The organism is Streptomyces polygonati (assembly GCF_042650325.1).
In the GTDB taxonomy this organism is placed as follows: Bacteria; Actinomycetota; Actinomycetes; order Streptomycetales; family Streptomycetaceae; genus Actinacidiphila; species Actinacidiphila polygonati.
In genome coordinates this window covers 64,151-89,990 of record NZ_JBHSBB010000018.1, presented here as the reverse complement: position 1 = coordinate 89,990, position 25,840 = coordinate 64,151, and the positions used below count along the sequence as shown (strand labels likewise).

1 protein-coding gene is annotated in these 25,840 nt (G+C 74.2%); it reads left to right on the top strand.

Translation table 11 applies throughout. The annotated features are described in order from the left end of the window. The first annotated feature begins 30 nt into the window (after positions 1-30). Positions 31-25,539: a lonely Cys domain-containing protein gene (locus ACFO3J_RS25575; protein WP_386433691.1), complete on the top strand. Its 25,509-nt coding sequence runs from the start codon at positions 31-33 to the stop codon at positions 25,537-25,539. The last annotated feature ends 301 nt before the right edge of the window (positions 25,540-25,840 follow it).

Here is a 25,840-nt window from a genome sequence, read left to right as displayed (position 1 = left end):
CCCCATGCCGGCCTACGGCGGCGACCTCTCATGACCTCGGGCTACCGCGACGCCGTCCCGTGGGACCCGAATCCGGTCATCGAGCTGGGAAACGCCTGGATCACCTTCGGCAACAAGCTCTACGAGCAGTATCAGGCGATGGACAGCGCGCAGTTCAACCTGATCAACGGAGCCTGGACGGGCACGGCGGCGATGGCGATGACCACCGCCTTCTACAACCAGTCGGACGGGCCCGACACCCCGCTGGGAGAGTACGGACTCCAGCCCAACATCATCCAGGTGTGCCTCGACAGCTGGGACATGGGCGAGGCGATCAACTACTTCGCCATGCTGCGCAGCGAGCAGCAGAAGACCGAGGCCAAACAGGCACTGGCCAGCCTTCTCGCCACGCTGCTCGGACTCGGTCTCTCCATTCTCGCCGGGGTGCTCGGCGAGATCTTCAGCCTCGTGGCCAGCCTGATCGGGCGACTTGTCTCCTCCCTCATCGAGATCGGCGGGATGGTCGGTGAGGCGGTCGCCTCCCTGGCGGGTTTCGTGACCAAGATCAGCACCTGGGTCACCGAAGCCACCGGCGCCGCGGCGGAGGCGTATCCCTGGGCCACGACGATCGCGGGTCTCGCGTTCAATATCAGCAAATTCGGGGTCGAGTTCACCGCGATCAGCGCTCTCACCACGCTGGGCTCGAACGCCGCGGCCGGACTGAACACCGACTGGAAGCACTGGAGTCCCGTCCCCACGACCGCGGAGGGGTGGGCCGAGTTCATCGAGATGGGCATCATGCTGGCGCCCATCCAGGCGATCGCGGTCTTCGGCGCGAAGGGCCTCATCAACAAGGTGAAGCCGACCGGCGGCCCGCTGAACATTCCGAAGCCCGACACCACGGGCAAGGGCGTTCCCAACGTCAATGTCGGCGGCGGTCTCGGCGGGAACATCGGCGGCGGCGTCAGGAACGGCGGCAAGGTCACGGCCGACATCGTGGCTCCGAGCACCCTGGTCACCACCAGCGGAAAATCCGTCGTCAACTCGAAGAACCTGACGGACAACACCTCCGTCGTCCGCCCGGACAGCTCCGATTCGGTCATCACCGACAGTTCGGCCGGCGGCCGGAAGGTGACCGTGAACGTCGGCCGTACGGGGGACGGGCCGATCACCGACCCGACCCCGACCCCGACGCCCGCGCCCAAGCTGACATTGAGGCCGGCCGACGCGAACGTGAAGGACGTGAACCCCGGCCGGTCGAGGGACCAGCCGGATTTCGTGCCGGAGCGGAATTCGGGCCCCGGGGGAGCGGATTCGGTCCGGGGACAGCGCACCGACGACATCCACGATCCGGCGTTCACGGGTGACAAGAACCCGGCGGACACCATCCCGGACCGGATCGTCACCGCGCCCCCGATACGTACCTCGGACCCGCACGGCGCCACCAACCTCGACCCCACGCCCCACGGCGGCGAGACCCGCACGGCTCCGGACTCGGACTCCCCGCTGCCCCATCAGTCGGAAGAGATCGTGGCGCGAGCGGCCGCCACGCAGGCACAGGGCCTGGCAGGGCAACTGAGAGGCGCGCAGCCGCCAGCGGTGACCAGGACTCCGGGCGACGGCGAGCACGCGCCGACCGGCGGCCCCCGGGCGGACGTGCAGGCGCCGCGGCGTACGTCCTCGTCCTCCGACAGCGTGGGTACGCGTCTCGGCGACGGGGACACGGTTCGGTCGGGCGCCGGGGACCCCAGGGGCCTCGGCAGCGGCGAGCCGCCGGTGGCCACCGGCCCGAAGCCGACCGACACGTCGCCGGCGGGGACGGAGAAGGCCGCCGCCGACGCCCTCCAGGACATCAGGATCGCGAAGAACACGCTCACCGGGAAGGAGAACGAACTCGCCGCGGCCGTGAAGGCCGATACGCGGGCCAAGCTGACCGCGGACGCCAGAGCGGCCGAGGAAGACGCCCGGGTGACGTTCTTCGAAGCGGATCGCACCGGCACTCCGCAGGCGGTGGAGGCCGCCAAGGCGGCGCAGGCGCACGCGGACGCCCTGGCCAGACCGGCCGCCGGCGGCGGGAAGAGCGGCGCACACCCCACGGATGCGGGCGGGTCGCATCCGAGTGCCGGGGAGATCGCGAAGAAGTATGAGGACATGTTCGCGGCGCGCAAGGATGCGGCGGCGAGTCTGCCGGAGGCGGCGAGGGCGGCTGGGGACGACGCTCGGGCGAGGTCTGTCGAGGCGGAGCGGTCCGGCACCGGGGATGCGGTGGACGCGGCGGTTGCGGCGCAGGTGAAGGCGGACGCGCTGGCGCGGGCGGTGAAGGCGGCTGCGGATGCGCGGCTGGAGCGGTCCGGGCTCGATTCGTGGGTGACGGCGGTGGGGGAGACCCGGGGGGCGGAGCATCAGGCGTTCGCGCACTCGGTGTCGGCCCAGGCGAAGGCGGACACCGCGCTGGAGGCGTCCAACACCGCGGCCAAGGCATCGGCGGACGCGCGCAGGACAGCCGAAACCGACGCGGACAACGCCCGGCAGAAGTATCTCGAAGCGGATCGCACCGGCACCGCGCAGGCGGTGGACGCGGCCAGGGCGGCCCAGGCCACGGCGGACGCTTCGGCGAACGCGGTGAAGGCGGCGGACGGCCGGGCGAGGACGGCGCGGTCGGCGGCGGACGCGGCGAAGGAGGATGCGAGGACGGCGCAGGCCGACGCGGTGGCGGCGGCGGGTGATCTGCGCGACGCGCGGGTGGCGTTGTCGGGGTCGGTGGGCCGGCTGGAGAAGGCCGAGGCCGCTCACCTGGACGCTTTGGCCGCGGCTGCCAAGCGGGCCGATGACGGCGCGGACGCCGGCGCCCCGGGCGACGGGAATGGGACGCGGCCCAATGCCGGGCAGGTCGCGAAGAAGTACGAGGACATCTTCGCGGCGCGCGGGGATGCCGCGGCGAAGTTGCCGGGGGCGGCGAGGGCGGCTGGGGAGGACGCCCGGGTGAAGTCTGTCGAGGCGGAGCGGTCCGGCACTCGGGATGCGGTGGACGCGGCGGTTGCCGCGCAGGCGAAGGCGGACGCGCTGGCGCGGGCGGTGAAGGCTGCGGCGGATGCGCGGCTGGAGCGGTCCGGGGTGGATTCCTGGGTGACCGCGCTGGGGCAGGCCCGGGAGGCCGAGCCGCAGGCGTTCTGGCACGCGGTGTCGGCGCAGGCGAAGGCGGCCCAGGCCACGGCGGACGCGGTCGACGCGGCGAAGGAGGAGGCGAAGACCGCGGTGGCGGACGCGGCGACCGCGGCCGGTGATGTGCGCGACGCGCGGGTGGCGTTGTCGGGGTCGGTGGGCCGGCTGGAGAAGGCCGAGGCCGCTCACCTGGACGCTTTGGCCGCGGCTGCCAAGCGGGCCGATGACGGCGCGGACGCCGGCGCCCCGGGCGACGGGAATGGGACGCGGCCCAATGCCGGGCAGGTCGCGAAGAAGTACGAGGACATCTTCGCGGCGCGCGGGGATGCCGCGGCGAAGTTGCCGGGGGCGGCGAGGGCGGCTGGGGAGGACGCCCGGGTGAAGTCTGTCGAGGCGGAGCGGTCCGGCACCGGGGATGCGGTGGACGCGGCGGTTGCCGCGCAGGCGAAGGCGGATGCGCTGGCGCGGGCGGTGAAGGCTGCGGCGGATGCGCGGCTGGAGCGGTCCGGGGTGGATTCCTGGGTGACCGCGCTGGGGCAGGCCCGGGAGGCCGAGCCGCAGGCGTTCTGGCACGCGGTGTCGGCGCACGCGAAGGCGGACACCGCGCAGGAGGTGTCCAGCGCCGCCGCCAAGGCGTCGGCGGACGCGCGGAAGACAGCCGACGCCGACGCGGAGACCGCCCGGGTGAAGCAGCTGGAGGCGGCCGGCAAGGGCACCCCGGAAGCGGTCGACGCGGCGAAGGCGGCGCAGGCGGCAGCCGATGCCTCGGCCGAGCGGGCCCGGGCGGCGGCGGCGAAGGCCACGGCGGCCGAGACCGCGGTGGGGACGGCTCGGGCCGACGCCAGGACGGCGCAGGCCGACGCGTTGAAGGCGTCCGGTGACGTACGGGACACCCGGGTCGCCCTGGCGGGGTCGGTGGCCGAGCTGGAGAAGACCGCGGCGGACGCCAAGGCCGCGGCGGCGGGCAAGGGCGCCGGAACGGACGCTCCCCAGGTCCGCAGCACCGCGAAGGGCAAGAAGTTCGCCACCCTGGCCGACCTGCCGAAGGACCCGGAGCCCGCCGCGAGTCCGGCCGCCCCCGCGCGATCGCCCGGCCGGGGCAAGGGCACGGACACCACTTCCGGCCAGGGGACCGCTACCGCTCTGCGAGGCCCCTCGAAGGGGTCCGACACGGCGACTCGGAAGCCGGAGCAGGGCACGACCGGCAAGCCGCCGGAGAAGCCCAAGTTCCCCGGCGCGGGGCACCGGTTGGACGGCAACGACACCGAAGTGCCGGTGGATCCCCAGCAGGCCGCGAGGTTCACCGGACCGGGCCATCGGCTGGGCGAAGGCACCGCCGACGGACCGGCGGCCGGGACGAAGAACGGCGGACCGGCCGGGTCGGAGAAGTCCCCCGGTCCCGGGCGGCGGCTGGGGGACGGCGAGAGCGTCGGCCCGCGGACCGGGACCGGGAGCGTCGCCGTGAAGACGGGCGGCGCGTCGGCCGAGTTCGAAGGCCCGGGACGGCGGTTGGGCGACGACTCGGTCAGCGGCGCGACGACCGGGGCCGGGGCGAAGGCCGCACCGAGCACCTTCCACGGCCCCGGCCGCCGGCTCGGCACCGAGACGGGCGAGCCGGCCCGCGCGGACACCTCGACGACCGGCGAGGCCGCTGCCCCGGCGGCGCCGACAGCCTTCCAGGGCAAGGGCCAGCTGCTCGGCGGCGGTACGAAAGAGCCCGAGGGCCGGGCGGGCACCGGCCCGGACGCCACGGCCGAAGGGGCGCCGGAAGCCCAACCGGTCGGCACCCGGCCGGCCAAGGCCGGGACCTTGCCGGTGGAGGCGGCGCAGAAGGGGCTGGCGGACGCGCGGGCGGCCGAACTCCAGGCGTACAAGGACTCGGTGGCGGCGCGGGCGGCGGCGCACGGCCCGCGGAAGGCAGCGGAGGCCGCCGCGCTAGCCGCGGCCAAGGCGCGGGAGTCGGCGACGGCGGATGCGGCGGCCGCCCGGGCGAAGCTGTCCGAGGCGGCTGACACGGGCACCCCGGCGGCCATGGACGCGGCGGAGGCGGCGCAGTCGAGGGCGGACGTCTCGGCGCGGGCGGCGGAGGCGGCGGAAGCCGCGGCCACGGACGCGCAGTCGGCGGCGATGGCGGCCGAGCCCACCGCCGGGGCGGCGGAGGCCGCCGTGAAGACGGCCGACGAGGCCGCGGCCAAGGCCGCGATCGGGGTCAGGGCGGCGCGGGCCGCGCTGTCCAGGGCTCAGACCGAGCAGTCGGCGCCCGCCTCGGACACCTCGGCTCCCGACGCGTCCGCCCTGTCCGCCCCGTCCGTCCGGCCGAAGCAACCGGCGACAGCCGAACCGGCCGACGGCCAGTCCCCATCGGCCGATTCGACCGCTTCGACCGGACCGGCCGGACCGGTCGACCGGCCGGCCGTCGCCGAGGCGAGGATCAACACGATCACCCGGAACACCAGGGACGAGGCGGCCGCCCAGGCCGCGCTGGAGGCCAAGTCCGCGCAAGTCGCGGCCACCAGCCGGGCCGTCGCCGCCGCCCGCGAACGGGTGAACACCGCGGAGAAGGATCTGACGGCCAAGATCGCCGCGGAGCGCAAGGCGTTCGCGAAGGCGGTCGCCGCCAAGGCGAAGGAAGCCTCCGCCAAGGCGGGCGCCGAAGCCCAGGCCGCCGCGAAGGCCAAGGCGACCGCGTCGGCCAACGCCGCCGAACAGGCCGCCGCCTCCAAGGCGAAGACCGCTGCGGCGAAGGCGAAGGCGAAGGACGCGGCGGCCCTCGCTACCCCGATCAGCGATCTGGTGACCCGGGCGAAGGACGCCGCGGCGACCGCCGGGGCGGACCGGGCCCTGGCCCAGCGGGCCGAGTCCGCCAAGGCGGCGGCCACCCGTGAAGTCGAGCTCGCGGAAACCGCGTTGTCACGCGCCCAGCAGAAACTGCCGGCGGCCGGAGCGGAATCGCCGGATGCCCTGGAGGCCCCGGAGGCGGCGGAGACAGCGGCTTCGGCACGGACCGAGGTCGCGGCCGCCGAAGCGGCATTGGCGGCGAAGCTGGAGGCCGCGGAGCAGGCGGCCGTAGCCGCGGCGGAAGCCCGGGAGACGGCTGACGCGTCGGCCGCCACAGCGAAGGCCGCCGCGGCCGAAGCCGAGTCGGCCGGTGCCGCGCTCGCGGACGACACCCTGACGACGACCGACCCCGCCGCTCTCACCCCGCACCCGGACCCGGCGGCGCGGCCACCGGCGTTCCCCCAGTCGAAGGTGCCGGACCCGCGGGCCGTCGAGAGCGGGACCGAGGCGTACCAAGACCCCGCCCAGTCGGCTGGCCAGGAGACCACCGAGGCCGCGGCGAGCGCGCCCCGGTTCGTCTCCCGGGACCAACTGCCCTCACGGAACCACGGCTCGGCGTTCCTGCCCACCTCGGACCAGGTGATCCTGGTGGGCGGCATATACAACTACGCCCGGAACCGCTTCTACCTGGACCGCAGTTGGCGGGACGCGCACGGCGTCGCGGACTGGATCCGCCGGTGGACGGCGTGGGACCCGCGGTCCCCGGTGCGGGTGGTACTCGTCGCGGGGCAGGCCGGGCGCGCCGATCCGCTGGCCGGACCGCCGGCCTTCGGCAAGCAGGTCGCCTCGGCGCTGAAGGGAAAGCTGATCGCGCCCATCGGGCATCCGGTGGACTTCGACGGGACCGATCTTCTGTCGGGTACGCCGGTTCCCGACGACGCCGGCCGATTCACGCTGTACGTCAGCGACCAGCAGGGCTGGGCCGAGTTCGACCCGGAGGAGCCCGATCTGCTGCTGGGGCACGATCTCGGCGCGGCGCTCGGCGAGATGGACATCGATCTGATGGCGCCCGAGAAGGTCGCCGAGGTGCCCACCGTCTGGAGTTTCGGCCCCGAGGCCCCGCCGAGGATCGCCAGCTACGCCCCTCCGGCCGCCGCCCGCCCGGTCGCCGCCCGCCCGCCGGCGCCGGACGAGTCGAAGCCGGACGAGTCGAAGCCGGTCCAGGCACCGCAGCCGCCCGGCGTCCCCGCGCCGGTCGTCACGAGCAGGGACATGACGGTGCCGTCGCGGTCGGCGGTCGTCCCAAGGGCTTCCGCCGACGCGGCCCGCGCGGACACCGGTACGACCGCTCCGGCGCTCGCCCCGGTGGCCGGGCCCTCCTCGGCCGTCCCGGCCGTCCCCGTGGTGTCCGTCGCCGCTCCGCTCCCGCCGCGCCGCTCGGTGGTGAGCTTCCGCGAGGGCGTCAAGCACCTCGGCGCCGTCCAGGTCGGCGAGATCTCCGCGCTGGCACGGCAGTTGGCGGCCGCGGGTCTGCGGGAGATCCGGGCCGGACTTCCGGCGCGCCGGATCACCATCACCGGTTACGGCAACGGCCGCTGGTACGAGGCGGCCGGGATCGGCCGACGGGCCGCGGCGACCGGCGAGGAGCGGGCGGAAGCCGTAGCCGAGGTTTTCCGCACGGAACTCGCCCATGAGTTGGGCGTGTTGCAGAACGGCGGGGAGGGCGGCGCCGTCCCGGTCGGCGACGCGGGAAGTCTCGCGAGCAGCGACGAGGATACGGGATCGGTCACCTCGGACGTCGTCGAGCCCATCGGTGTCGACGCCTTCACCATCATGGTGGAGAGCAGGGGCCGGGCGATCGGCGCCGACGGCCGGCTGAGCTACGCGGACGCGCAGGAGCAGCGGCAGCGGGCGCTGATCGAGATCGACCAGCCGGGCCACGCCGCCGCGGTGGCGCGACTGGACGCCTTGCAGAAGGCGGCCCCGGAGCTGACCGGCGAATTCTCCCCGGACGCGCTGGTGTACCAGATCCTGCGCCTGTCCGGATTCGAGGACGTGACCGCCGCGCATCGCCGCGCGTTGTACACACTGGTCGACGAGGCGACGGCGGCCGGGCGGGCGACCAGCCTGGCAGCCCTGCGCGCCTTCCGTCTCCAGCAGTTGGGTGCCCTGTCCCCCGCGTCCCGTATCACCGCTCCCGACGGCACCGTCCTGGGCCGCAATTGGACGGAGGACGCGGTCCGCGACCTGGACACCTCCTCGTACGGCGTGCGGATGGGCAGCGCGAAGCCCCTCCTGTCCCCATCGCCCTGGCAGGCCGGCCCACCGCGCCCGTACGTCGTGGTGTCCGACGCGAGCCACGACTTCGCCGTGGTACGACTGCCCGACGGCACCGACCAGACGGTCTCGCCGGAGGAACTCGCCGAACTGCTCGCCATGGACCCGGATCTGACCGCGCTGGGCGACGACGTGCCGGTCCTGCTCGCCTGGCGGAAGGCCGGCGCCGAGGGTCTGGCGCTGCCGCGGGCCGTCGCCACGGCGACCGGCAGGACGGTGTGGGCGCACAGCGGCAGCGCGGAGATCCTGGAGGACCCGCAGAGCAACCGGGCCCGGATCGTGGTCGGCGACATGTCGCTGATCAAGATCCCGGTGGGCAGGTGGATCGCCAGCGAGCCGGGCTATGCGTCCCCCGACACCCAGGGCCGGATCCGCTCGATCGACGAGTTCGGACTCGAGGACGAAGCGGTCCCGGACAGCGCGGTCACCAGCTTCACCATCGTCGCCGACGGGCGGCCGATCGGCCGGGCCGTGTTCGACGCCGAACACCAGTCCCTGGAGGAGACGTTCTTCGACACCCTCCCCGACCAGGCCGACACCCTCGGCTGGGACTCCATCACCAGCACCTTCCTTCCCGGTTCGCAGGCGCTGCCCTGGGCCGGTCAGGAGGTGTACTACTTCTACCTGCACGGAATGCCGGGCCGCCTGAGCATGCAGCGGGGCCGCCGGGCATTCCAGACGAGGGGTGAAGAGGCCGGCGGCTATCTGAAGCGGCGCCCGAGCCTGCGGCGGCTCGCGCCGCAGGTCCCGATCGTTCTCGGTGCCTGCTGGGCCGATACGCCCGCGGACGGCATGGCCGGTCCGCAGGCGGCCGGCCGACCGCCGTTCGTCGCCGATCCGCTCAGGACCCTCACCGCAGCCCAAGGGGTGGCCAATACGACCGGGCGCACCGTTTTCGCCGCCGAGCGGGTCACCTACTCGAAGTCCGCTGGCCCCGGCGGGCGCGGCCCGGTGGAAATGATCGCGGCCGGCGCGATGAACGAGCCCGGTTCGTGGCGGGAGGTGCGTCCCGAACCGGTGGACGGGGCGCTCGACGAGCTGGCCGTGCTGGCGGGTCTGCTCCCGGCCGCGGGGCCGGGGTCCGGGGTGGCGGGCGAGGAGACGCGGGCGACGGTGCTGCGGCTGGTGCGGGCGCTGCGCCAGACGTTCGGGGTCGCCGTCGAGGACGACAAGGACGATCCGTCCGGCACCTATCAGGCGCTGCTGCGGGGCACCGGCGCGCTGGAGACGATGCGCGCGAACGATCCGGAACTGCGGGACGCCGGGCGGTTGTTCACGCTGGATCTGCTGGACCGGGTCACCCGCTCGCACCTGAAGCAGCAGGGTGCGGACAAGCCGCGGCCGATGTCTTTGGAGCCGGCCGACGTCCGGGCGATGCTCGATGCCGCGCGGGCGCGGCTGAGCGGCGCGCCCGATACGACGCTGCACGCCTTCGTCCCGCTGCCCTCGGTGGACCGGGCACTGGAACTCCTGCGGGTCGACCTGGTCGACCGCGTCGGCAAGGTGCTGCACGACGACGAGGGGCCCGTCGTGGAGATGGGGCCGGACGGCGTCTACCAGCCGACCGAGAGCGACCGGCAGCAGACCGTCTGGGCGACGGTCAAGGCCGTCGAGGCACTCGGGAGCGCGGCCGACGAGGAGGCCCTGGCGGACAAGGTCCTGCACCTGGGCGGCACCGCCGGTCCGGTGGACGAGGCACGCCGCGGCGAGCTGCTGTGGACCGTGGCCGCGGCCGCCGCGACCGGCGTCGATCCGTACCACCCGAGCGCCCTGGCCGCGTACCACCTCACGCGCAACGGCGCGCTGTCCGCGAAGACGCTGATCGTCTCTTCCTCGGGCAAGACGATGGGCCGCAACTGGACGAGCGATGCGCTCGGCGGCCGGATCGCGACGGCCTCCTACGTCCGGTCCGCGGACGGCACCGTCGTCAACGGCACCCAGCGCAGGGCACCGTGGGCGAAGCCGGGCGAACCCGCCGCCCGGCAACCGCCCAACGCCTACTACGTGCTGGTCGACGAGAACGGCGGCGACCACGTCGACATGCCGTGGCCAGGCGGCTCCCCCCGTAAGGTGCCCCACGACGAGATCGCCGAACTGCTGGTGCTCGACGACTACTTGGGCTCCAAGAAGCAGGAGGTCGGCGTCGTCCTGGTCGGGGCCCGCAATCCGGCGCTGGCGCATGCCGTCTCCGACCGGAAGGCGACCGGCCGGACGGTGACGACATCCACCCGGCCGACCGGCGTGGGATACGACAGCGCCGACGGCACCGCCAGCATCGTCCTGACCCGGCTCGATCCGACATCGCCCAGCTGGGAGGACTGGACCGAGGTCCGCCCGGGCCCGCCGCACATGCCCGCCGTCTCCATGCCACCCGCGTCCGCTGTTCAGGCCTCGCCCGCGTCCGCCCCCGCGGTCGTCGTGTCCCGGTCCACGACCGTGCTGGAGGAGCCGGCCACCGGGACCGAGCCCGGCGAGCCCGAAGCACCGGCCGCCGTATCGCCCCGGCCGGAATCCGAGCCGGCCCTGAGCGACGGCGCGTCGAGCATCGAGGAGACCGACCTTTCCCCGGGTACGCCGTCGTCCGAGGCGGCGGGCAGTTCCGATCTGCGCGTCGGTGCGGACGAGGGCCCGGCCGAGTCCGAGCCGGACCCGTCCGATCTTCCGCCGGGGCACGATCTCGGTGCCGCGCCGGACGGGCCGGGCTCCGGCCTGCTCCCGTCCGGGAAGCTCCCGCGAGCGCTCGCCACCGCGCGCTCGGCCGCCACCGGCCGGGCCGTCGCCGACGCCGGTACGGCCGCCACCGGGCTCGTCCCGGTGGCCGGGCCCTCGTCGGCGGCCCCGGCCGCTCCCGAGGCTCCCGCACTGGCTCCGCTTCCGCCACGCCGGTCGGTGGTGACCTTCCGCGAGGGCGTCAAGCATCTCGAATCCGCGCAGACCGCCGACATCGCCGCGCTGGCCAAGCAGGTGGCGGCGGTGGGTCTGCGGGAGATCAAGGCCGGGCTCCCGGCCCGCCGGGTCGTCATCACCGGCTACGGCAACGGCCGCTGGTACGCGGCGGTCGGCATCGGAGAACGGGACAGGACCACCGGCGAGCAGCGCGCCGACGCGGTCGCCCAGGTGTTCCGCGGCGAACTGGCCCGCGAGCTCGAAGCCTTGCAGAGCACGGACGAGGACGCCCCCTCCGACGGCTACCCGGGCAGTGCCCCCGGCAGCCAGGCGGGCAGCGTCCCGGGCAGCGACGCCGGCAGTGGTTACGCCAGTGTCCCGGACAGCGGCACCGACGGGGACACGGGATCGGCCGGCTCCGGCGACGACGGTCATGTCGGTGTCGACGCCTTCACCATCACCGTGGAGAGCCGGGGCCGGGCGATCGGCGCGGACGGCCGGCTGAGCTACCCGGACGCGCAGGCGCAGCGCCGGCAGGCGGTGATCGAGATCGCCCAGCCGCCGCACGCGGCGGCGGTGGCACGGCTGGCGGCGCTGAAATCGGCGGACCCCGACCTGTCGGACGATTTCGACCCGGACATCCTCGTGCAGCGGGTCCTGCACGTGTCCGACCCCGATGACGTCACGACCGCCCACCACGTCGAGCTGTACACACTGGTCGACGCGGCGACTGCGGCCGGACGGGCGACGAGCCTGGCCGCCCTGAGCGCCTTCCACCTCGACCGGCTCGGCGCGCTGTCCGCCGCGTCCCGTATCACCGCTCCCGACGGGAGCGTCATCGGCCGCAACTGGACCGGGGACCCGGTCCGCGACCTGGACACCGGCTCGTACGAACTGGACACCGCCGCCGGGAAGCCGCACAAGGGTCCGTGGGCGCGGCAGCCCGGCGATCCCCGTCCGTACGTCGTGGTGGCCAAGGGCGGCCACGATCATGTCAGCGTGCGCCTGGGCGACGGTTCCTCCCAGGCGGTGCAATGGGAGGACCTCGCCGAACTGCTGGCCATGGACCCGGATCTGGCCGCGCTGGGCGACGCGGTCCCGGTCGTACTCGTCTGGCGGCGGGCCGGCGCCGAGGGTCTGGCGCTGCCGCGGGCCGCGGCCACGGCGACCGGCAGGACGGTGTGGGCGCACAGCGGCGCCCAGCGGCTCGCGGCGGACCCCCGGACCAACCGGCACCGGATCGTCGTCACCGACACCTCGGCGCTCGACAGGCCGACGGGCGAGTGGATCGCCAGCGAGCCGGGCTATCCGGCGCCGGATCTCCTGGCATCGATGGACTCGCTCGGCGGGAGCGGCGACCAGGACATCCCGGACAGCGAACTCATGACCTTCACCATCGTCCACGACGGGCGGCCGATCGGCCGGGCCGTGTTCGACGACCACGACCACGTCGTGCGGAAGAAGTTCTACGAAGGCCTCCCGGACCAGACGGAGTCGTTCCCTTTCGACTCCGTCGCCGGCACCTTCCTTCCGGGTTCGCAGACGCTGCCCTGGGCCGGCCGGGAGGCGTACTACTTCGCCCTGCACGGGCTGCCCGGCCGCTTCACCATGCGGCGGGGCCAGCAGAACGTCCAAGCGTCCGGCGAACAGGTCGGGGGCTATCTGAAGCGGCGACCGAGTGTGCGACGGCTCGCCCCGCACATCCCGATCGTCATGCCGAGCTGCTGGGCCGACACCCCCTCGGACGCAGACCCCCGTGTCAACACCGCCAGCCGTCCGCCGTTCGTCGCCGATCCGCTCAGGACCGTCTCCGCCGCGCAGGAGGTGGCCAACGCGACCGGGCACACCGTCTTCGCCCCCGACCGGACCCACTACGCCCAGCACCATCCCGGTGGCAGGCCGTCGACGCACCTGATCGCGGCCGGCGCGTTGAACGAGCCCGGTTCGTGGCGGGAGTTGCGCCCTGAGCCGGTGGACGGGGCGCTCGACGAGCTGGCCGTGCTGGCGGGTCTGCTCCCGGCCGCGGGGCCGGGGTCCGGGGTGGCGGGCGAGGAGACGCGGGCGACGGTGCTGCGGCTGGTGCGGGCGCTGCGTCAGACGTTCGGGGTCGCCGTCGAGGACGATCAGGACGACCCCTCCGGCGACTATCAGCGGCTGCTGCGCGGCATCGGGGCCGTGGAGATCATGCGCGCGAACGATCCGGAACTGCGGGACGCCGGGCGGTTGTTCACGCTGGAGCTGCTGGACCGGGTCACCCGCTCGTACCTGAAGCAGCAAGGCACGGAAAAGCCTCCGCCCACGGCGCTGGAGCCGGCCGACGTCCGGGCGCTGCTCGACGCGGCGCGGGCCCGGCTGAGCGGCGCGCCCGATACGACGCTGCACGCCTTCGTCCCGCTGCCGTCGGTGGACCGGGCCCTGGAACTCCTGCGCGACGGCGACCCGGACGATCGGGCCCAGCAGGTGCTGGACGACACACATCTGGAGGAGGGGCCGGACGGCGACTGGGTGGTGAGTGAAGCCGACCGGCAACTGCTCTTCTGGGCCACGGTCAAAGCCGTCGAGGCGATCGGCAGCACGGCGGACGCGGACGCCCTGGCGGTCAAGGTCCTGCACCTGGGCGACAGCGCCGCTCCTGCGGACGAGGCACGCCGCAGCCAGCTCCTGTGGACGGCGGCCGGCGCGGCTGCCTCCGGCATCGATCCGTACAACCCCAGCGCGCTCGGTGCCTACCACCTCAAGCAGAGCGGCGCGCTGTGGGACAACACCTCGATCACCTCGCCCTGGGGCAGGACAACGGGTCGTAACTGGACGAGCAGGCCGCTCAACGGCCCGCTGGTGACGGCCTCCTACGTACGGTCCACCGACGGCACCCTCGCCAACGGCAAACGCAGCGCGGCGCCGTGGGTCGAGCCGGGAGCCGCCGCCGGTCCGTCCCCCCTGGCCTATTTCGTGGTGGTCGACGCGAACGGCGGCGACCACATCGACATGCCCTTCCCCGGCGGGGCTCCCCGTAAGGTGCCCCACGACGAGGTCGCCGAACTGCTGCTGCTCGACAAGGAGTTGAGCGGCACTGAGCTGGAGACCCGGATCGTCCTGGTCGGGGCCGACAACCGGGCACTGCCGCGCGCCGTCTCGGACCGGACGGCGACCGCCAGGACCGTGACGATGTCCAGCGGGCAGACCGGCCTGGTGTACGACAGCGTCGCCGCCGCCTACACCGTTGTGCTGACGCCGCAGCCGAACTCGCCCAAGTGGATGGACTGGACGCACGTACGCCCCCGGCCGCCGCACCGGTCCGCCGTGTCCGCGCCGCCCCCCTCCGTCCCGCCCGCCGGCTTGTCCCGGTCCGGCGCCGCGTCGGCGGAGCCGGTCGCCCAGGTCCGGTTCAGCCCGCCGGAGCCGTCGGCCGTCGCGTCCTCCCCAGCCGGTGCGGTCGATTCCGACGATGCGGCGCCGGAGCGGGACGACGCCCGGCTCGGCCACGACGCCGAACACTCCACCGCCGCCGATGAGCTGACGCACCATCAGGTACTGGAGAGCGTCTACGGCTCGGGCATCGTCGAGCACCGGATCCACCCCGCGCTGCTCGACACCGTTGCCCGGCTCGACGCCTTGCGCCGCGCGGAGCCCCAACCGGCCCTGAGCGGCGGCCCGATGACCATGGACGTGCTCGACGAAGTCGCCCGCCGGGTGCTGCTCCTGAGCGCGGACGAGCCGGTGACCGGGGCACAGCGCGCTGAGCTGTTCCGGGTGGCGCTGGACGAGGCCGTCGAAGGGGCGCGCAGCCTCGCGGCCCTCGCCGCGTTCCACCTCACGCTCCGGGGCGTTCTCTCCCCGGCCCGCGCCCTGGGGCGGCCCGGCAGCGGCCTCCAGGGGCTGAACTGGACGGGCGCCGATCTCACCAGCCTGGACATGACGTCCGTGGGAGTGTCCGTCCCCCGGCCGGACGGCGGTCTTGAGCGCCGCGACCCCGCCACCGCTCCCTGGCAGCGGCCCGGTGGCCCGGCGCCGTACACCGTCGTGGCGTCCGGCGATCACGACCACGTCGAGCTGCGCGGCTTCAAGGACGCGGTGTTCCGGGCGCCGGCCGACGTGTTCGCCGAACTGCTGCTGCTCGACCCGGTGCTGGCCGGGCTGCGGGCCGATGTCCCGGTGGTTCTGCTCGTGCCGGGCGCCGGCGCGCGGGGACTCGGACTGCCGCGCGGGGCGGCCGACCGGACGGGCCGGGAGATCTGGTCCGCGAGCGGTCATGTCCGGCTGGCCAGGCAGGACCAGGCCGGTCCGTTCACCGTCTCCCTGCTGGACCGCCCCGGCTCGCGGCGGGGGGACTGGATCGCCAGCGGGCCGGGGGAGGTGCTGAACCCCGCCGCGTACCGGGACGCGCCCGACTGGGAGAGCGAGATGCTCACCCAGACCATCGTCTCCGAAGGGCGGCCGATCGGGCGGTCCCTCTTCAGCGACGCCGAGGCCCCGACGATGGAACCCTTCCTCCGGCACGCGGCGGAGGCGACGGAACTCTGGTACGAGAACCGGGCGACCGGCACCTGGACCAAGGATCCCCGGCCGGTGCCGTGGGCCGGCCGGAAGGCGTACTTCCTGGCCGGGCACACCCGCCCCGGGCGTTCGTACCTGCCGCTCAAGGACGGCACGGTCAAGATCGCGCGGGGTCCGGAGACCGGCGGATTCCTCAAGCGGCGGCCGAGCGTGGTCCATCTCCCCGACGACCAGGTGATCGTGATGGAGGGGTGCTGGTACGCGGCGGCGGCGGACGGGGACGTCATCACCGGCGACGGCGTGCGCGACCCCTTCGTCGCCGATCCGCTGGCGACGGTCAGTGACGCCCAGCTCACCGCCAACGAGACCGGCCGCACGGTGTTCGGCTCCACCCGCAGCACCGGGATCGCGCAGCTGCCCGCTCCGTACGGCCGATACGTCCACGCCATGCGGACCGATGTCCGGGGCCGGCCGGGACGGTGGGTGGAGTACCGGCCCGAGCCGACCGGCGGCGCGCTCGACGACGTGGCCCGCGCGGCCGGCCTGCACAGCGGTGGCGACCCCGCCTCCCCGGCGACCCGGGACCGGGCCCTGCGGCTGGTACGCGCCCTGCGACGGGTCTTCGGCCCGGATGTCGACCGGCACGGTTCCTATCCCCGACTGCTCGCCGGCATCGGCGCGTTGGAGAACATGCGGAGCGCCGATCCGGTGCTGGGCGGCGTCACGCCCTTCACCATGGACCTGCTGGACCGCGCCGCGCTGGCCGACCGGGGCCAGCGGACCGGCGACCTGAGCCCTGACGACTACGACGCGGTGCTGACCCGGGCCGCGACCGCGGCCGGCACGGCAGCGGACGGCGGGCGCGGCACGCCGCTCACCGCATTCGTCCCGCTCCCCCGACTCGTCGCGGCCGCGGTGCGGTTGGGCCTCGCCGACATCGACGCCGAGGCCGCCCGGATCCTGCGGCTGGACGCCGACGCGGCGCCGGTCGGCCCGCGCGAGCGCGCCCGGCTGTTCTGGGCGACGGCGAAAGCCCTGGAGTGGGAGAGCCGGACCCCGGACCCCGACGCGCAGGGCGCGAAGATCCTGCACCTGGACCGGCCCGATCCGGCGCGGCGCGCGGACCTGCTCGACGTGATGGCCCAGGCGGCCGCCGCGGGTCGTGAGCTGGACGACCCGACGGCAGCGGCGGCCTTCCACCTGGAACTGCTGGGCGCCTTCCGGCCGGAGACCCGGCTGCTCGACGCGGACGGCAACCGGACCGGCCGCAACTGGTACGACGGCACGCCGCTGTCCGGGCCGGTGTCCACGGCCGTGCTCAACACGGCCATCCGGCTGCGCGACGGCCGCTTCGGCATCGGGGGGACGGCGACGGCGCCGTGGAGCGTCGGCGACCAGCCCGCCCCCTACCTCCTCTGGGCGCGGGGAGGTCCCGATCACCTGCTGCTGCGAACCCCTGGCGGCTCCGTCGTCCGGGCGCCGTACGACGAGATCGGCGAACTGCTGTCGCACGACCCGGAACTGGCCGGCCGGCCGCTGAACGTCGGCGTGGTCCTGGCCGTCCCCCAGGCCGGTGCCGGTCCGGGTCCCCTGTCCGCCGGCGGCCCCGCCGCCGGGTCCGGTCAGGCCCCGGCGGGCGCCGCGCCACGGGACGCCGTCAGCCAGGGGTCGGGAAGGACCGTCTGGTCCTCGCCGGATGTGTCACGCCTGCTCCCCACCTCCGCCGCCGGTCCGTTCGCCGTCACGGTGCTCCGCGACCAGACCGGGGCGCAGCCGACCGCCAGCGGCTGGGCCGCCACCCGCCGCCGTGACCTGCCCCGGTCGGCCCCCGCCGGTGCGGCGGCCGGCGTCAGCGGGTCCGGGGTCACCTTCGCGGGCCCGGGCGGCGCCGAGCCGCCCACCCGCTATCCGCTGGGCACTCCGCTCGCGCCGATCCCGGAGAACTCGCCCCTCCCGGCCGACAAGCGGGCGGCGATCGCCCACGACCTGGACAAGCGCCGCCCGCCCCGGCTGGACCGCGATCTGCCGGCGCCGTCCCTGACGAGCGACCCCGTACGCTTCACCGACGACCGCAAGCTGCCCGTCTACATGGGCGGCGTCGGGTCGCTGCTGAAGAATCTGCCCGAGGACGTACTGCGGCGTTCCTACAGCTTCGGCAACGGCGATCCCGTGCTGCGCGGCGCCGACCTGGTGGTGGACGAGATCGGCAGGCAGCTGTCGTCGTCGCCGTCGGCGCGGCCCGCCCTCCCCCGGGGCGGCGGCCCCCGCGAGACCGGGCTGCTGGCTGACGTGCGCCGCAGACTGACCACGGCCCCGAAGAGCTTCTTCGGCGACGGGCAGGACTTCGCCTACACCAACGCCAAGGGCCAGGTCCGGGTGCTCAAGGTCACCGCCCGGCCCTACCCGGAGTGGGAGCGGTTCGCCTTCGGCTACGCCAACCCCACGAAGATCGACAGCATGGCGCGGACCACCACCACGACCGGCCGGACCGCGGTGAACAACACCTCCACCGCGCTCGCCCCGACCGTGGCGCTCGGGCCCGCGAAGGGCGCGGTGAACCCCTGGGGGCGCCTCTTCGCGCGGAAGACCTGGAGCAAGCGGGTCCAGTTCTCGATGCTGAACCAGGTGACGAGCCAGGTCGAGACCCGCACCACCGACGGATCGCACGCCCATCTCGACGACGTGCACTACGAGTTCACCGTCACCGACCGCAAAGGCCGCCCGATCGACCAGACGGGGCGGTCCATCCCGGCGGGGGACACCCGGCTGCGGCCGTTCGCCTTCGGCTTCGCCGTGCGCCACGGCCTGCTCACGCGGCTGTCCGACAGCGCCACCCGGGACACCGGACAGCCGGCGGAGATCAGGAAGAACTTCCCGGCCGAGATGCGGCTCGGCAAGAAGGCGAACTACCGCTTCTTCAGCACCGAGGGATTCGGCCCGGTCTCGCACATCCGCGACTGGGCGGTCCAGCAGCTCAAGGTCAAGGCCGGCAGCTCGGCCCACACCGCGCTGGACGAGTACTTCTCGACCGACAACTTCCACCAGTCCGCCCGCGTGATGGCCGCCGGCCGCACCACCACCCCGCCGCTCTTCGCCGACGGCGACATGAAACCGCTCGGCTTCTTCTCGGTACGGGTGGAGTCCGCCGAAGCGGTGCTCATCGACGCCACGACCGCCGCCGAGATCCGCGACATCCTGCAGTCCGCGACACGCAACGAGCGGGACCGTGGCAACGCCTCGGTCACCATGGTCGGTGCCAGCGTCGGGCCCGCCTTCCAGCTGTTCGGGCTGGACCTGGGCCAGCTGGACCTCCGGGTGCTGCTGGGCTTCACCGCCCGCTACAGCCACTCCCGCGGCCGCTCCGCGCAGACCGGCGGCTCCGGGTCCGTCAGGTCGGCGGCCCAGGCGAAGGGGGCCGCCACCGGCCTCTACCTCGTCCACAAGACGGTCGAGGTGACCGCGCCCCCGGACGAGAAGGCACCCCTCCCGAAGGGCGAGGAGGGCCAGCCGGGCAAGCTCCGCAAGAACTCGCCGGAGAACTGGAGCGCGCCGCCGCGCACCCGGACCTTCCACACCTGGGCCGTGGAGCGGATGACGCTCAGCGAGGCACGCCGGCTGGGGCACGGCGAGGCGCCGGGCAAGACGGACAACCCCGAGCCGGCCGCCCCGCCCTACCTGACCGAGGACGATCCCGCCACCCTGGGGATGAGCCGCGTCGAGGAGTTCACCTTCGACGACGGCAGTTACGTCCGTGATACCGGTGGCGCCGAGCGCACCTTCCTGGAGGACTTCGGCGACCAGGTGCTGCGTGAGGTGGCCCAGGTCTACCCGGATCTGGTGGCTCCCCTCGACCAGCTCAACCGGTCGAACCCGCGCTGGCGGGGAGACAGCCACTTCCAGATGGTGCAGGCCAATACGCTGGAGGTGCTCAACTCCCTGGCCCACCACAGCATGGCGGGCACGCTCGAAGCCATGATGACGACCGGCTTCCGTATCGGCCTGGTCGATTCCCGCCGCGCCACCCGGGCAATGCGCTACGTCTGGCTGGACGCCCGGCTGACCGGCCGGCGCTGGGAGGGCACCCAGAAGGAGCAGCGGCTGCGCTACAGCGCGCCGGGCAGCGAGGCGCTCGGCGGGCGCCAGGGCGGTGAGCGCGGTCTGGACCTCGGCGGCGAGTTCTCGGTCTCGCCGCGCGACGCCGACCGGGACGAGATCCGTGCTCCGCTGCACGCCGGGACGGTGGCGGTGGGCGGACGCCTCGGGCGCCGCAAGCACCTGGAGAGCGGCTACGGGCAGGCCGCCACCCACGAGGCCATGGCGATCGGCACCAAGGGCTCCGACCTCTACAGCTACCGGATCTCACTGACCGCGAAGCGCGGCGGCTTCCGGCGGCTGCGCAGTCTGCTGCGGGGTGTGCTGTTCCTCAACATCCTGGGGACGCAGCCGTTCATCTTCAGCGAGAAGGAGAGCTACCTGATCGGTCCGGGCAAGGGCGGCGGCCCCGCGGTCGGCCGGGTGCTGCTCAGCATCCCCACCGAGCACGCGCCGAGCACCGGCCCCGCCCCCGGCGCGGCTCCCGACGGGCGCCCCGACCCGCTCCACGGTGTCCCGCTGCGCACCACGGCCCGCCGGGCCAGGGATCTGGCGCTGGCCACTCCCGCCGCGCTCGACCAGGCCGCGCGGCAGGCTCCGGCGGAGTTGGACAAGCACCCCTACCTGACCCTGTCCGCCGTCTCCCATCCCGGTGTCAACAAGGCGGCCGAGGAGGCGCTGGACGAGGCGTCGGGCGGCTCCTGGCACCTGACCTTCCAGGGCGCCCCGGCGCACGACTCGGCGCTGCGGATCTTCGAACCCCGCTATCAGACCGCCAACTTCGACCAGACCTCGGCGCCGGCCGGCTGGCGCGCCGCCGGACTGTGGAGCAAGGGAGCCTATCTGAGCCGGATCGCCACCCTCGCCCACCGCACCAGGCTGCGGCCCGACACCCTGAGCGCGATCACCGGCGCGGTCCCGGTGGAAACGGAGACCACGGTCGGCGGCATCGCGCAGGTGCTCGGGCGGCTCACCAGGACCAGCAGGCAGTTCTTCGGCGGACAGCTGGTCTATATGCACTCCCACGGCGCGGGGTCGGGGGTCACCGGCAACTACGCGGCCGTCATCAGCCCGTTCGCGAGCCGGGAGACCCGCACCCTCACCGTCAGCCGTACCGCGGTCGCCGAGATCAACCGCAAGGACACCGGCCGTCAGGTGCTGGTGCAGGCCGATGTGGACCATGAGATCGCCGCTGACTCCAGCGTGGTCGGGGAGTCCGAGACGTTCAAGAAACTGGTCCCGCGCCGGCTCGCCGGGGCGGCCGGGCGGCGGGTGAAGGTGACCGGCGGCTGGGTCGGGCACGTCCCCGAGAAGAGCGCCCACCGCCTCGGACTGATCACCGACAACTGGGGCGACGTACCGCTCTACACCAGGCGGTCGTGGTCCCCGCAGCCCTGGCTGCGGCAGGCCCCCTTCGGCAGTTACCCGGTGAACTCCCTGAACACCGCCGGGGTGCTGAGCGACTTCGACCGCAAGCTGCACCCCCTCGGTCTCAACGCGGCCGACCGCGACACCATCCACCGGGCGGTGTCCTCCCGGATCGTGCGCGCCGTCAACAAGGAGATGGCCGGCAACCGCTCCACCGTCCCCGCCCGGGTCGGCAACTGGGGCCTGGAGAGTATGAACCTCTGGCTCACCGACCGCCGGGCCCGGGTCGTGGTGCGGCTGGTGCCGGACACCGCGACTCCGGCGCGGGAGGCGGACCCGAAGGGCAAGGGCACCCCGCAAAGCGATCAGGGCACTCAGGGCGCGCCTCCGGCGCAGGCCGGATCGGGCTTCGGCGGACTCGGGCACAGCGTGGAGCTGGAGGAGCACCGCCAGGCCGGCGAATCGGTCCAGGAGGGACGCAGCAGGGTCTCCGGCGCGAACAACGGCTGGTCGGTGATGGAGAGCGCGCATACGGCCAGTGACACGGCGAAGGCAGCCGGCCCCAGCTACACGGAGATCGGCTCCTCCCGGAAGAAGTCGACCGAGACCCACCTCGACGGCACGGTCAAGATCGCCACGGCGACCACCACGCAGGCCCACGGCGAGTACGCGACCAAGTACAAGCTGATCCTCGCCCTGGAGATAGGCGACGGCCCGGAGAAGAACACCGGGAGCGGATCGGAGAGCGGATCGGAGAGCGCGTCGGAGACCGGCCCGGAGAGCGCCGACGGCAGCGGGTCGCCCGCCACCCCGCGGCCGCGCAAGCCGCTGATGAAGCGCACCTGGCGCGACTGGACGAGGACGGACAAGCGGACCATCACCTCGGAGGGTGATGTCGGTTATCTGATCGAGCACTTCCCGCTCAGCCTGATGCGCCCCGACCGCGACCCCGACCCGGCGTCCGCCGCGAGCCCGCACGAGGACCCGCTGGCCCCGCCGGAGCTCCCGTCGCCCGGCCCGGCCCGCAAGGTCGCCGTGCCGGCGAACATGGGGCCCGGCGGCTGGCGCGACGTCCTGCACCCGCGCAGCGGGGAGGTCAAGCCGCACGAACTGCCCGACGACGGCTACAAGGTGCGCGGGATCATCGGTCTGGGCCGGCTCCAGGACGCCACCGCCGTCGCCGTCGCGGACGCCTACGACACCTCGTTCCCGAAGTTCGAGCAGGTCGACGACGACGTGCTGATGCGGGCCAGGGACACCCCGTTGACCCGGGCCGGCACGGGTTCCGCCCAGGTCATGGAGGACGGCGCCAACAACACGGCGCTCACCTCGTTCTACGGCCGGACCCTCGAAGCCGGCGGCTACCAGCTGCCGGGTGTGACCGACGTCGGCATGTTCGGCGGCTCGGACGCCGACCTCAGACTGCACGCGAAGCCCGATTTCGGCGGCGCCCAACTGCTCACCGTCGCCGACGGCATGAAGCACGAGGCTCCCCGCAGGTCCCTCACCGGCGACGGCGCGTCGGTCGGCCGCTCCGGCGGCCACGAGAGCGCGCTCGGCGGCGGTCCGATGCTCGCCAGCGAGCCGACCGGCTCGGGCGTGTCCCAGGCCGGCAGCGGTGACGCCGCCGCCGACGCCGAAGGGCTGACCTCCGCGAGGGACGGGCTCGCCTCGGTCAACGTCAAGCCGAACGCGGTCATGTCCTTCCTCTTCGCCGTCCCCACCACCTGGCTCAGCGTCGCCTCCGTGCATCACCACGTGAAGGACAGCGCCGTCGGCAGGCTGGTGCGCGGCACGTTCGGCCACGCGACCAAGGGCCCGCGGGCGACGGAGACCGACACCACGGTCCTGACCTGGATACGCGAGGACATCGCCCGCGAACTCGGGCTCATCAACGCCACCAACTTCCCGTCGAAGGTCGCCAAGGCCTGGGAGACAGTCACCAAGGCGGACAAGGCCTGGACCGCCGCCGACAAGAAGTACTGGGACGCCCGCCGCGACGGCGAGGCCGAGCGCGCCTCGGCCCTGACAGCGGCCCAGCGGCGGCTGACCGGAGCCGAGCAGGACCTGGCCCGGCTGTCCGCGCCGCCGGACCTGCCGGACGTGGCCGCGGCGCAAGCCGATGTCGACCGCCTGTCGCGGGAGTTGAGCGACGCGGCGCCCGAGCACGAGGGCTGGGCGGAGATCCTGCGCGAGGACTACGAGCGCGCGGTCGCCGTGCGCGACGACGCGAAGCGGCTCGCGGCCCTGTCCGCGGCGCTGGCCGACGCCGGATCCGCCCGGGACGAGGCACAGCGCCGGGCGGACCGCTTCGGCGACGACCTCGCGGCGCTGCTGGCCAAGGCGGAGACCGCCGCCGACGAGCTGCACCGGGTGCGCTACGAGACCGACCGCCTGACCCGCTGGTACCAACTGGCGGCCACGGACGAGGGCCGCGCCAGGCTCGGCACGACTCCGGAACCGGACGAGGTGACCCTCGGAGCGCCCCCGGCGGCGCCGAAGCGGGATCTGCCGAAGACCGACGCGGCCACGACTCTCGCCAGGCCCGGCGACCGCCCCGCGCACTCCGCGCCGCCGTGGCAGCCCGCCGACGGCCGGGGCGGGCGCCGCTTCGACGCGGGAGCGGACCACCGCACCCTGACCGGAACCGATCCCGACGGGACGACGTACGTCTACGACCTGGCCGATCCGGCCGGCGACGGCAACGGCTTCTACGCCGCCGTCCAGCTGACCCGGGGCAAGCCGGGCGGCGCCGAACGGCTGGCCGGGCTGGTGTCCCGCAGCCCCCGGCTGCCCGCCGACGTCCCGCTGGACCCGCTCGCGGTGTTCCACGCGCGGGAGACGGCGTCCGTGCTCGGATCCCGTTTCGCGGACGACCCGGAGGTGGCGGGCGAAGTTGCCCGCGGCGGAGGGCGGCTCCCCGACGCGGTCTCGGCAGGACTCACCCGGTCGCAGCGCCAGGCCCTGGTCCGGCTCAATCTGCGCACGGCGCGCCGCTGGGACAGCGGCACGGTCCGGTCGGCCGCCGGCCTGATCGCCGACATCTTCGGGGTCGGACTGACCGTGGTGTCCGAGAACGGCTCCTACGAGCACTTCGCGGGCGCCGGTCATGATTCCCCCGAGCCGCAGGCGCAGCTGACGCTGTACAGCCGCGGCGGCCGGTTCCTCGCCGCCCTTCCCCGCCAGGCCACGCCGGCGCCCCCGGCCGTCACCACCGGCGATCCGGCCGACCCGCCCGAGGTCGCGGCCCCGAAACCGGCCGGTTCCTCCGAGTCGGCTCCGGCTTCGACCCCGGCCCCGGTCACGGACCCCGTCACGGGCAGCGGGACATCGGAGCCGGCCGGGACCAAGGAGGGCGGCGGTTCGCGGGGCACCATCGCGGCGCCGGGGTCGAGGTCCGGGTCCGGGTTCGGCTCCGGGTCGAGGGTGAAGACGCCGGCCACGGGTGAGTGTCTGCTGTACTCGTTCATGACGAGCGATCCGGAACACGTACGCGCCGCACTGCCCGGGCTGGCCGCCGCCCACCCGGCGGCGTACGCCTGGCTCGCCGACCCCGGCGCGGTGCGCGACGAAGTGCGTCGCCGGACCGCGGTGCGCCGGATGACGGGCGAACTCCCGGTGGGTCCCTCCTCGATCGTGGTCGAGGCGATGCGGACCTTCGTCGCGGACCGGTTGCGGGACGGCCTGCCGGACCCGGAGAGCGTCGGGCAGTACCGGCAATGGGCACTGGCGGAGTTCACCGCCCGGCTCGCGACGATGGACCGGAAAGCCCTGCTGGGCCTGATCACCCACCACGGCCTCGGTCACAGGACACCCCGGCCGGCCGGGGCCGCCGAACTGCGCGAGCTGCTCACGGCCGAGTACCCCGAGAGCGTCGCGCCGCTGGACGACGACGAACTCGCCGCCGTACTCGACGCGGTGGTCAACTGGGAGCTGTCGTGGGCGAAACCGGTCGGTGAGGTCTTCCTGCCGCTGCTGGCCCATGTCTTCGGCGTCCAGGTCGAGGTCGTACGCGCCGACGGCGTCCGGACCCGGACCGGATCGGACCGGTCGCCCCGTCTGATCGAGGTCCACTACGACGGCGGGACGCACTACGACGGCAGTGACGCCGGGCCGCGCGTGCGGCGGGTCAGGACTCCGGCGCCCCCGCCGCAGTCCCCGCCCGCGCCCCGATCACCCTTGCCCCCGGGGCTGTCGGCCGCGAACCTCGATGCCGCGCCGCGTACGGGGGGACAGATCCGGCCGCAGCGCGCGCCGGGCGCGGCGGTGGCGACCGCCGGGCGGCCGGCCCCGCACCGTCCGCCCGCCGTTCCCGCCGCGGCGGGCGCGAGCGGTCCGTGGATGGCCAGCCTCGACGCCGATCCAGCAGGCGGGAAGAGCCGCCCCGACGACCGGGGCCGCCAGCACTCCGCCGCCGACGACTCCTTGGAGCACCAGGGATGACCCCCGCGGCAGGGCGGTCCGGCTCCGGCCCCGGACTCGGCCAAGGCCCCAGCCCCAGCCCCGGCCCCGGCCCCGGTGGCGGGCAACGCCACCAGGGCGGGCCGGTGATCAGCAGATACACGAATGGAGACATGATGGTAGGTCAGGAACCACCCGGCCCCGCAGGCCCCGCCGTACGCCGGGCCGTTCCCCTGTCCGGTGCGGCGGGGACGCCGGGTTCGTCCCTGAGGCCGCAGTCGGGCCGCCCGGTCCGCCCCGGTGCCGACAAGCCGGTCGAGCCGGGCGCGGACGCCGCGGCACC